Origin of the sequence: Kurthia sibirica, assembly GCF_003143975.1 — a bacterium.
Taxonomy (GTDB): Bacteria; Bacillota; Bacilli; order Bacillales_A; family Planococcaceae; genus Kurthia; species Kurthia sibirica.
This window is the reverse complement of sequence record NZ_QFVR01000007.1, coordinates 147,979-159,656: the sequence shown is the minus strand read 5'-3', so window position 1 is coordinate 159,656 and position 11,678 is coordinate 147,979. Positions and strand designations below refer to the sequence as shown.

Below are 11,678 nucleotides of genomic sequence, written 5' to 3'. Positions count from 1 at the left end.
TCGATAACGACATTCTACGAATAGAATGTCTTCGTTTGCTTACGCACTAATTAAAGTTTGTAAGACTTTATATTGATTAACTTCACTGCTTGTTTAGTTTTCAAGGTTCATGTTTTGTTGTTGTCGCGAAGTCACCTTAACGACTTACTTATTATATCACCATAACTTTAAGTTGTCAACAACTTTATTAAGATAATTTAATTTGTATTTCGTCGGCTGTTTTGACGACTTAGTTATTATATCAATAAAACATATAATGTGTCAAGAACTTTTTTAAAGTTGTTTTTAAATAACTTGTAAGTGATTAACTCAACTTTATTATTATACCTAATAGTTTTTTAAAAAGCAATAGAGAATGCAAAAAAACATTCTCTACATATAGATTCTATGAATGTAGACATTACGCTTTTGATTAAGATCAATTAACTCATCACTATGTTCGACTTTAACAACTGGTCGAGTAACCATATTCTTATTTGTAAATACGATTGTTGCAATAAGCGAGTTCGACAATTCTACTACCGTTCCTAAAGGTAACCCTTCTACACAAGCTAATAAAGCTTGAACTACTTCTATATAGAGTTTACCAAAAGATGATTCTCTAATAATTTCAACCGCTTTAAAAACTGACTCTTTCTTCTTATATAAACGTTCACTTGTCATAGCATGAAACATATCTGCAATCGCAATAATATGTGCAATCTTGCTAATTTGCTCCCCTTTAGTACTATTTGGATAACCACTTCCATCTAATCGTTCATGATGTTGAATAATAGCTAACTTCATTTCTGATTTTAATAGTTGAAGATCCTTCACCATTTTCAAACTATAATTTGGATGGTCTCGCACTTCTTTAAATTCATTTTCAGTTAACGCACCTGGTTTAAAACGTATGCGTTTACTAATTTTCGCCATTCCGCTATCTGCCAGTATAGCGGCCGTCGCTACTTGAATAACGTCTCCACGGTTATATCCCATCTTATCGGCAATAACGGCAGCAATCAAAGCAACCGATACTGAGTGATAGTATATATATTCTTTTGAATCTGCATAATCATTTAACATGAATATTTTTGTTCGGTCTGTAATCATTTCTGTAATCAACGGCATAATTACATCACGTACCTTGATAAGATCTACCTTCGAGCCTGATTCCCAATTCAAAAATTCAACTTTGAACTTTTGAACGCTAGTAATAAATCGTTTTTCAAATGATAATGAATCTTCTTTTTTCTCGTTTACTTCCAAAGATTCACTCGTCTTATCCATACTATTATCTAGCGCTGGTTTCACAATTAACACTTTATTAATATTAAAAGCTTTCAGAACAAGCAGTACTTCTCTACTCACTCTCATTTCTTTGTAGGCGATAGGGAATTGTGTATTACTAAAAATATCCTCAGCAAGAATACTTCCGATTTTTAAATCAAGCAAATTGATATTCAATGTCTCCATGAGTATAAACTCCCTTCCAAACTATAGAGAATATATGTATTTATTAAAAAAGAACAATCCAAAGTCCCTACTAAATTCCTTTTATTCCTTTTTTAATAGTTTCTTTCTATCAAATATATACTTATTTAATGCGCTTTGCTATTACTATTTCACAAAAAAGGAGGGAATTGCTATATAACTAGCAATTCCCTCCCCTATACTTTGAATCTTTACTCTTCGTCTGATTCTGTACCTTCGATTGTCTCCGGCTCGATTGACGGTTCGCTATCAGTAGCTTCCATATCTTCGGTTGGGACTGAAGGTTCACCTTCAAGTTCTTCTTCATCTAGCAGATCTTCTTTTTCAACTTTTGCAACAGTCGCAACAAGTTCTTCTTTTGCTAAACGAATTAAACGGACACCTTGTGTACTACGCCCTGTTTGTGATACATCATTGATATCCATACGAATCAGCATACCGTTAATTGTAATTAACATAATATCTTCTTCACCTGTAATCGTCTTAACGGCTACAACAGGACCATTTTTATCTGTAATTTGACATGTTTTAATACCTATACCACCACGTGTTTGCAAGCGATACTCTTCTTCATGTGTACGTTTACCATAACCATTCTCAGTAACGACAAGAATTTCCTGTCCTTCTTCAAGAATCTCCATACCCACAACGAAGTCATCATCTCGTAGACGAATACCACGTACACCAGCCGCGTTACGACCCATGGCACGAATATCAACTTCTGCAAATCTTATTAACATGCCTAAATGCGTACCGATTACAACATCTTTCTTACCATCTGTAAGTCGCACGGAGATTAACTCATCATCTTCGCGTAATGAGATAGCAATCAAACCATTTGTTCTAATATTAGCAAAGTTTGATAAGGAAGTACGTTTCGTAACCCCAGTTTTAGTCGTAAAGATAAAGTAAGCATCTTCTTCATATGAAGGAACACGAATCATCGCAGTTACTTTTTCATCTTTATCAACATTCAATAAGTTGACGATTGGCAATCCTTTTGCAGTACGACCATACTCTGGAATCTCATAGCCTTTCGCTTTAAATGTTTTACCTTTAGATGTAAAGAATAGGATTGTATCATGCGTAGATGTATACATTAAATGTTCTACGAAATCATCATCATTAGTCCCCATACCTTGCACGCCTCTACCACCACGACGTTGACTGCGGTATGTATTAGCAGGTAGACGTTTAATATAGCCATTATGCGTTAATGTTAGAACTGATTTTTCAACTGGAATTAAATCTTCGTCTTCAATCATATTCGCTCCACCAGCAATAATTTCTGTACGTCGTGCATCATTGAAGCGTTCTTTTACTTCCATTAACTCTTCATGAATAATTTCTTTAATTTTAAACTCATTAGCTAAAATAGATTGTAGTTCGGCGATCAATGCTAATAATTCGGTATACTCACCCTCAATTTTATCTCTTTCTAAACCAGTTAAACGTTGTAAACGCATGTCTAGAATAGCTTGAGATTGACGGTCAGATAACTCATATTGTTCACTCAAACCACGTTTTGCTTCTTCAGATGTTTGCGATGCTCGAATCAATTTGATAATTTCATCAATATGATCCAGTGCGATACGCAGCCCTTCTAAAATATGTGCGCGATCCTGTGCTTTTTTCAACTCGAATTCTGTACGGCGACGTATTACTTCTTTTTGATGTTCTAAATAATAATAAAGAACTTCTTTAATACCTAATGTTTGCGGTTGGCCATTTACTAATGCCAACATATTAACACCAAAACTCGACTGCATAGAAGTCTGTTTGTATAGGTTATTTAAAACAACATTCGCATTTGCATCTCTTCTAACATCGATTACTATACGCATACCATTTCGATCGGATTCATCGCGAATATTAGTAATGCCATCGATTTTTTTATCGCGAACAAGCTCAGCCATTTTTTCAATAAGGCGCGCTTTATTCACTTGATAAGGTAATTCATTTACGATGATAACCTCTTTACCACTACTTGTATTCTCAATTTCGACCTTTGCACGAACGACAATTGAGCCACGTCCAGTTTCATAAGCGCGACGAATACCGCTACGCCCTAAAATAAGACCTCCCGTAGGAAAATCAGGACCTGGAATAATTTCAATTAATTCCTCTGTTGTAATCGCTGGATTTTCAGAAATAGCTAACACACCATCAATGATTTCCCCAAGGTGATGCGGTGGAATATTAGTAGCCATACCAACAGCAATACCAGAGGCACCATTTACTAGTAAATTTGGATAGCGTGCTGGTAAAACAGATGGTTCTCTTTCATTACCATCATAGTTATCTTTATAATCAATTGTATTTTTATTAATATCTCGCAACATTTCCATCGCAAGTTTAGACATACGAGATTCCGTATAACGCATAGCAGCAGCACCATCACCATCTACAGAACCGAAGTTACCATGGCCATCTACTAGCATATAACGATAGCTGAAATCTTGTGCCATACGTACCATTGCTTCATAAATAGATGAGTCACCGTGCGGGTGAAATTTACCCATTACGTCACCGACGATACGCGCTGATTTTTTATATGGTTTATCAGCGGTACTACCCAATTCTTGCATACCGAATAAAATACGTCGTTGTACGGGTTTTAATCCGTCGCGAACGTCTGGTAATGCACGAGAGACGATAACACTCATCGCGTAATCTAAAAAGGCTGTTTTAATTGTTTTGGTAATATTAACTCCTTTAACGCCGGAGTGGTTTGATTCAGACAAAGTGTTGACCTCCCTTCACAATCTTCTATATATCTAAGTCAGCGTATACTGCATTATCATTGATAAATTGACGACGTGGTTCTACATCATCACCCATAAGTTGATCAAATGTTTGATCTGCTTCAATCGCATCATCTAATTCGACTTGGAGTAAGACACGGAACTCAGGGTCCATCGTTGTATCCCAAAGTTGTTCAGCATTCATCTCACCTAAACCTTTATAACGTTGTGTTAATGGTTTAGGCTGTTTTGGTAAGCGTTCTAAAATTTCTTGTAGTTCAGCATCACTATAGCAATATTCAACATGTTTACCTTGTTTTACTTGATAAAGTGGCGGTTGTGCAATATAAATATATCCCGCATCAATAAGTGGTCTCATAAAGCGGAAGAAGAATGTTAATAATAGCGTACGAATATGCGCGCCATCTACATCGGCATCTGTCATAATAACAATCTTATGATATCGTGCTTTTTCTAGATTAAATTCTCCACCAATTCCCGTACCGATTGCAGTAATCATTGCACGTATTTCATCATTCGATAAAATGCGATCCAATCGTGCTTTTTCAACATTCAATATTTTACCTTTTAACGGCAAAATTGCTTGGAAATGACGATCGCGCCCTGATTTTGCAGAACCACCGGCAGAGTCACCTTCTACAATGTAAATTTCACATTCAGCTGGGTTTCTTGAAGAACAATCAGCTAATTTACCAGGTAAACTAGATACTTCTAATGCTGATTTACGACGTGTCATTTCACGTGCTTTTTTAGCTGCGACACGCGCTCTTGAAGCAATAAGTCCTTTATCAACAATGGTACGGGCAACATTTGGGTTTTCTAGTAGGAATCGATCGAAACGTTCTGAGAATAATGAGTTTGTAATCGTACTCACTTCAGAGTTTCCTAATTTGGTTTTTGTTTGCCCTTCAAATTGTGGATCCGGATGTTTGATTGATACGATGGCAATTAAACCTTCACGTACATCTTCGCCCGATAAATTGGCATCAGCATCTTTAATTAAGCCATTTTTACGTGCGTAATCATTAATAACACGAGTTAGTGCTGTTTTAAACCCTGATTCATGTGTTCCGCCTTCATACGTATTAATATTATTTGCAAACGAAAAAATATTAGAAGCAAAACCACTATTGTATTGCATAGCAATTTCAATTGAAATACCATCTTTTTCACCTTTTAAATCAATTGCAGGATGAAGTGGTTCTTTCTTTTCATTCATATGTTCAACGTAAGACGTAATCCCGCCTTCGTAATGATAAATATTTTCTTTTTCTTGCCCTTCACGCTCATCTTTAATAATCATCGTAATACCACGATTTAGATACGCGAGTTCACGAATACGATGCGCTAAAATATCATATTCATATACTGTTGTTTCTTTGAAAATCTCTGCATCTGCTTTAAACCTTACCGTTGTACCTGTATGATCCGTTTCGCCAATGACTTTTAATGGTTGTTTTACAGCACCACGCTCAAAGACAATTTCATAGATTTTTTCATTGCGATGAACTTGTACAATCGTTGTAATTGATAATGCATTTACGACTGACGCACCAACACCATGCAAACCACCAGAAACTTTATATCCGCCGCCGCCAAACTTACCACCAGCATGCAATACCGTCATAATTACTTCAACGGCCGGTTTACCTAATTTTTCTTGTGTATCTACGGGGATACCACGACCATTGTCAACGACGCGAATCCAGTTATCTTTTTCAATTGCAACAGTAATAGTATCGCAGTACCCTGCTAAAGCTTCATCTATACTATTATCAACGATTTCCCATACTAAATGGTGAAGGCCCTTTGAACTTGTTGAACCAATATACATACCTGGACGTTTTCGAACTGCTTCTAAGCCTTCCAATACCTGTATCTGGTCCGCGTCATAAGAAGCATTGTTGTTGTTTTCCTCTAATGCCATTATTACTCCACCTACTCTTTCATTACATCAGTATGTTTTATAATTTGATAAAGTTCTGCAAAACTCTTATTCAGAATCCACAGAACCTTGTTTCACGTGAAACATCTTCGCTTCACGAATTGTGTCATGATCGATCCCTTCCACACTTGTAGTTGTAACAAATGTTTGGACATCCCCATGAATCGTATTTAATAAATGTGATTGACGATAGTCATCTAGTTCGGACAAAACATCATCTAACAGTAAGATGGGTGCTTCGCCAACCTCCTGTTTAATCAACTCGATTTCAGCTAATTTTAAAGATAATGCCGTCGTGCGTTGCTGGCCTTGTGAACCATAGGTCTGGATATCATAGCCATTGACGCAAAACTGTAAATCATCTCGATGCGGACCTACTAGCGTAACGCCTCGTTCATATTCACGGTTTTTCTGTTCCTTTAGTTTTGTAAGTATGTAATTTTCCATTTGGGTCACATCCCAAGATGGTTCCATACCGCTAATTGGACGATAAATTATTTCTAATTTTTCTAGTTCTCTCGAAATTCCATAATGAATTGGTGCCGCCCATTTTTGTAAAAGTTCCATAAATTCGAAACGCTTGCGAATAACTTTTACAGCTGCTGACACATATTGCTCTGTGTAAATATCAAAAGTTAAATCTTCGAAATTCTTTTTACCTTGGTTTTTTTTCAGTAAATGATTTCGTTGTTTTAATATTTTTTGAAACGATAATAAGTCATGAAGATATACAGGAGATATTTGACCAATCTCCATATCTAAGAAGCGTCTTCGGATTTGTGGACTACCTTTTACAACATTCAAATCCTCCGGTGCAAACATCACAACATTCATTTGGCCGATATAATCACTCAGTCTACTTTGATCCAAGTGATTCGCTTTTGCTTTTTTACCTTTTTTAGAAACGACTAATTCTAAAGGTAACCGTCCATACTTTTTCTGGATGTCACCTTCTATTTTACCATATTCTGCGTCCCATCGTATCAATTCTTTATCGTTGGACGTACGATGAGATTTCGCCATCGCTAGTACATAGATTGCTTCCATGACATTTGTTTTACCTTGAGCATTTTCACCGATAAAAACATTGATGTTTGGTGAAAAAGTTAAATCAAGTTTTTCATAATTACGGTAACCTGTTAGCTTTAGGCTTTCTATATGCATATTATGCCTCGTCGAATCCTACAGTATCTGCTTTAATAATAAATTCGCCATGGGTTGGAATATTTATAATATCTTCTGCTCTTAATTTACGACCGCGACGATTATCTAACTCTTCATTTACAAAAACTTCATGCTCTTGTAAAAACCATTTTGCTTGTCCGCCTGAACTGATAATATCTGTCATTTTTAATAGTTGTCCTAAAGTTACGTACTCTGTATCAATCGTGATTTCATTCATAGTGTTATTCATCCTTTTCATTTCGATTAAATTATCTTCTTATTGTAACGGATTTTGAGCAATAAGTAAAAATTACATGTATTTCTAGGAAATAAAAAACCTCTTTTAGGACCAGGTCATAAAAGAGGTTTTGGGAAATAATCATACTTTTACTATATCAAAATATTAATATGTGCGTACCGGTAAAATCAATTGTAGGATGGAATTGTCGTGAATTGAACGGATAATAAAAGGTCTCATTGCCCCTGTAAATTGGATGATTACATCTTGACCATCAAGAGATTTTAATGCGTCCATCATATACTTTGCACTAAACGAAATACGTAATTCTTCGCCGCTTAATTCTTGTACATGAATTTCCTCTTCAACTTTACCGATTTCAGGTGAGTTTGAAGAAATTTCGATTGATTCACCAGATAAAGTAGAAAAACGGACAACATTATTACGTTCTTCACGCGCTAATAAAGAAGCACGATCAATTGCTTGTAATAATTCTTTCCCGTTAATTTTCACAGTTGTTTGGTATGAATCAGGAATAAGACGATTTGTATCAGGGTAGTTTCCTTCCAGTAAACGAGAGAAGAATAAAACATCTTCCGTTTTGAATAAGACTTGTTGATTTGTCATATAAATATTTACAGGAGAAGATGCGTCCGAAAGAATTTTACTCAATTCAGTTAAACTCTTACCTGGAATGACAACTGACTCAACATTTGTTGGTAAGTTTTCTAAAGCAACAATTCTTCTAGCTAAACGGTGGCTGTCTGTAGCAACACAAACAAGACCTTCTTCTTTTACTTGCCAATTTACACCAGTAAGTACTGGACGTGATTCACTTGTAGAAACAGCAAAAACGGTTTCACGGATTACAGAACGCAATAAATCACCTGGAATTGTAATTTGTGTTTCTTCACTTACTTCTGGCAGCATAGGATATTCATTTGGTTCAAGTCCGATTAAGTGGAAATCAGATTTACCCGATTGAATACGTGTTTGATATTGGTCTGATACTTCAATCTCAACTTCATTAGTTGGTAGTTTACGGACAATTTCATTGAACATTCTTGCTTGAAGAACGATTGAGCCAGTCGTTGTAATTGAAATTAATTGTTCGCCATCTTTTTCAACTGGAATAAATGTTTGAATTGTAATATCTGCATCGCTACCTGTTAATCGAATGCCGTCTTCAGCTGCATCAATTTTAATACCTGTCAAAATAGGAATCGTTGTTTTTGAACTTACAGCTTTCATAACATCGTTTAAACCGTTTAATAATTGATCTCGTAATATGCTAAATTTCATCAGTAAAAACCTCTCTTTATATATATATTATTATATTAATTATTAATAGTTATAGTAATAGGGCCTGTGGATTTGTGGATAAGTGCCTAAAAACGAGTAAAATCAGTCTATCAGGCTGTAGATAGACTGTGTATAAGTGTGTTATTAATTTTGGTAGTTATCCACAGGTTATTAATTACCTAACTTACTTTTAATTTGTTTAATATCATCTTGAAGAATCGGATCGCTTTTTAATTGCGTAGAGATTTTTTCATGCGCATGAATAACGGTTGTATGATCTCGACCACCGAATTCCTCCCCAATTTTAGGTAGAGAAAAATCTGTTAGTTCACGCGATAAGTACATGGCAATCTGCCTAGGAAAAGCGATTGATTTTGTACGTTTTTTAGCCGTGAAATCTTCTAAACGAATAGAAAAATGTTCACCAACAGTTTTTTGTATATCTAAAATAGAGACCACTTTAGGTGCTGTTGACGGAATGATGTTTTTTAAAGCTTCCGCTGCTAACTCAGGTGTTAAATCTTCATTCATTAAATTAGAATACGCGACTACTCGTATAAGAGCACCTTCTAATTCACGAATATTGGAATCGATTTGACTAGCTATATACCCCATTACTTCATTTGGTATGTCCAAACCGTCGGCTTCTGCTTTTTTTCGTAAAATTGCGATGCGTGTTTCCAAATCAGGTGGACCAATATCAATAATCAATCCCCATTCAAAGCGCGAACGTAAGCGATCTTCCAATGTTGGAATTCCTTTAGGTTGACGATCACTGGAGATGATAATCTGTTTGGATTCTTCATGCAATGTATTAAATGTATGAAAAAATTCTTCCTGTGTAGACTCTTTACCAGCTAAAAATTGAATATCGTCAATCAGTAATACATCAACTTTTCTATATTTATTGCGGAAAGCTTCGGTATTGTTATCACGAATTGAGTTTATAAACTCATTGGTGAATTTTTCAGATGATAAATAAACAACTTTAGCATTTGGATCATGATCTAAAACATAATGCCCGATTGCATGCATTAGGTGAGTCTTACCAAGACCAACGCCACCATGCAAAAATAAAGGATTATATGCTTTAGCCGGTGCTTCTGCTACTGCTAAAGAAGCAGCATGAGCAAAACGGTTACCAGGTCCAATGACAAATGTATCAAAAGTATTTTTTAAATTTAACATTCCTGGTGAGTGATCATTAGAATCAGTTGATTTTTTCTTTTTAATAGTAGTAGAAGGCATTTGAAAGTCGTCTTCAGATAATTGTACGAAGTCTATATGTAATTTTGAACCGGTTAATTTCATCACTACATCTTGAATCGTGTTGACGTAATTTTGTGCCAACCAATCTCTAGTAAAGGAGTTTGGAACCGAAACGGTCAATCGATCATCTTCGTACGCAACGAGTTCAGTAGCTTTTAACCATGTATCGAAGCTAGGTTTTGATATGATCTCTTGGGCGTGATTTAATACTTCATCCCAAAAGTGTTTGAGTTCTTCTTGATTCAATCGGGCCTCTCCTTTTCGTAAATTATTTGATGGAATAAAAGCGCAATGTTAAATATACAACAAATTAACACTATACACAATAGTCACAACCTGTGGATAACTGTTATTCGAGTCCTCTTATTAACGTTATCCACAGGTTGTCCATTTATGTGGATATCGCTGTGCATAGAATAACTTACGGACAATCTATTTACGAAAAGGTATGCTTTTGAAAATCAATATTACCAAGGGTTTAAAGTAGTTATCCACAATACCCCTGTGAAAGGATTTCAAAGTTATCCACAGGGTATGAATTTGTGAAAAAGATGTAGATAAGGCATGTGGATAACTTTTTAAGCAAAAAAATTAACCACAGCCTTAATTGTGGAGAAAGCGAAAAAATGTGGATAACTACTAACGGTTTTTGAGGGCTTTATTTGAAGGTGTTTTTGAAACGATTTAGGAATGATTTTTTTACATACCATTGACAAAGTAATTTAAAAAACGCTATAATGTGCAAGACTGTCTGTAGTATTTATATATTAATGGACTTAGACTTTCAATCAGGAGGTGTCATAATGAAACGCACATACCAACCAAAAAAACGTAAGCACAGTAAAGTGCACGGTTTCCGCGCTCGCATGAGCACTAAAAACGGCCGTCGCATCTTAGCAGCACGTCGTCGTCGTGGAAGAAAAGTTCTTTCAGCATAAGCAAGTCCACTGACCAAAATCAGTGGTCTTTTTTCTTTTGAGTAGTTCAAACATCCATCGATGGATCAAAGCTGTTCACAGTATGCTAAATCGATGGATTGAATGAACTCTCTACTTATTAAAGTGTTAAGCAGGTGAACAATGAAGAAAAGCCGTAGAGTAAAAAAAGAATTTGATTTTCAAAAAGTTTTTCGTTATGGAAAATCATTCGCCAATCGCCAATTCGTTGTTTATGGATTGCCAAAAGAAGAACAAGAGCAGTTTAGAATTGGATTGTCTGTAAGTAAAAAGTTAGGTAATGCAGTGTTGAGAAATCAAATTAAACGTTATATCCGTCAAAGCTTTCATGAGTTAGATCTTGAATTGCGTCAAGACATGGATTACGTCATTATCGCCAGGAAACCGGCGGCCACTTTAAATTTTGAAGAAACAAAAAAATCATTAGAGCATGTCTTAAAAATTTCAAAGGTTTTAAAGAAAAAGCATAGAACATCATAGAACTTACATGATAAAATAGATAAAAATAATGATCGCAGGAGCTTTTGTTTTTATATCACTGCTTCTAGCACTACTTTCGTCCTGCG

At 35.6% G+C, this 11,678-nt stretch carries 9 protein-coding genes; 2 read left to right on the top strand and 7 right to left on the bottom strand.

The genetic code is table 11. The features are described 5' to 3' along the window. Positions 1–372 precede the first annotated feature (372 nt). The 7 genes from DEX24_RS07500 to dnaA all read right to left on the bottom strand — a co-directional run bounded on the left by DEX24_RS07500 (position 373) and on the right by dnaA (position 10,402). Positions 373–1,455 (bottom strand): HD-GYP domain-containing protein, encoded by a 1,083-nt coding sequence (locus DEX24_RS07500; protein ID WP_109305801.1) that lies wholly within the window; start codon positions 1,453–1,455, stop codon positions 373–375. Between the two features lie 209 nt (positions 1,456–1,664). Further along, the gene (gene gyrA, locus DEX24_RS07495; RefSeq protein WP_109305800.1) at positions 1,665–4,217 is read right to left on the bottom strand and encodes a DNA gyrase subunit A; all 2,553 of its coding nucleotides are present in this window, start codon (positions 4,215–4,217) and stop codon (positions 1,665–1,667) included. A gap of 25 nt (positions 4,218–4,242) precedes the next feature. Continuing rightward, positions 4,243–6,165, bottom strand: a complete 1,923-nt coding sequence (gene gyrB, locus DEX24_RS07490) for a DNA topoisomerase (ATP-hydrolyzing) subunit B (protein ID WP_109305799.1) — start codon at positions 6,163–6,165, stop codon at positions 4,243–4,245. Between the two features lie 66 nt (positions 6,166–6,231). Then, entirely contained in the window at positions 6,232–7,347 is a 1,116-nt protein-coding gene (gene recF, locus DEX24_RS07485; protein ID WP_109305798.1) for a DNA replication/repair protein RecF, read from the bottom strand. Position 7,348: 1 nt separating this feature from the next. After that, a complete protein-coding gene (gene yaaA, locus DEX24_RS07480; RefSeq protein WP_109305797.1) occupies positions 7,349–7,585 on the bottom strand; it encodes a S4 domain-containing protein YaaA in 237 nt (78 codons plus the stop codon). A 165-nt stretch (positions 7,586–7,750) separates the two neighbouring features. Continuing rightward, positions 7,751–8,887, bottom strand: coding sequence for a DNA polymerase III subunit beta (gene dnaN / locus DEX24_RS07475; RefSeq protein WP_109305796.1), 1,137 nt, complete (start codon positions 8,885–8,887; stop codon positions 7,751–7,753). Between the two features lie 171 nt (positions 8,888–9,058). Then, positions 9,059–10,402 (bottom strand): chromosomal replication initiator protein DnaA, encoded by a 1,344-nt coding sequence (dnaA, locus tag DEX24_RS07470; protein ID WP_109305795.1) that lies wholly within the window; start codon positions 10,400–10,402, stop codon positions 9,059–9,061. A gap of 557 nt (positions 10,403–10,959) precedes the next feature. Between dnaA and rpmH the strand changes: the two genes are divergently transcribed. Both rpmH and rnpA read left to right on the top strand, forming a co-directional pair. Next, positions 10,960–11,094, top strand: coding sequence for a 50S ribosomal protein L34 (gene rpmH, locus DEX24_RS07465; protein WP_109305794.1), 135 nt, complete (start codon positions 10,960–10,962; stop codon positions 11,092–11,094). A 141-nt stretch (positions 11,095–11,235) separates the two neighbouring features. Next, positions 11,236–11,592, top strand: a complete 357-nt coding sequence (gene rnpA / locus DEX24_RS07460; RefSeq protein ID WP_109305793.1) for a ribonuclease P protein component — start codon at positions 11,236–11,238, stop codon at positions 11,590–11,592. Positions 11,593–11,678 lie beyond the last annotated feature (86 nt).

Bases quoted from the DNA above. Each gene is read 5' to 3' on its own strand.
- DEX24_RS07500 (WP_109305801.1), bottom strand. From the start codon at position 1,455: ATGGAGACATTGAATATCAATTTGCTTGATTTAAAAATCGGAAGTATT.
- gyrB (WP_109305799.1), bottom strand. From the start codon at position 6,165: ATGGCATTAGAGGAAAACAACAACAATGCTTCTTATGACGCGGACCAG.
- recF (WP_109305798.1), bottom strand. From the start codon at position 7,347: ATGCATATAGAAAGCCTAAAGCTAACAGGTTACCGTAATTATGAAAAA.
- yaaA (WP_109305797.1), bottom strand. From the start codon at position 7,585: ATGAATGAAATCACGATTGATACAGAGTACGTAACTTTAGGACAACTA.
- dnaN (WP_109305796.1), bottom strand. From the start codon at position 8,887: ATGAAATTTAGCATATTACGAGATCAATTATTAAACGGTTTAAACGAT.
- rpmH (WP_109305794.1), top strand. From the start codon at position 10,960: ATGAAACGCACATACCAACCAAAAAAACGTAAGCACAGTAAAGTGCAC.
- rnpA (WP_109305793.1), top strand. From the start codon at position 11,236: ATGAAGAAAAGCCGTAGAGTAAAAAAAGAATTTGATTTTCAAAAAGTT.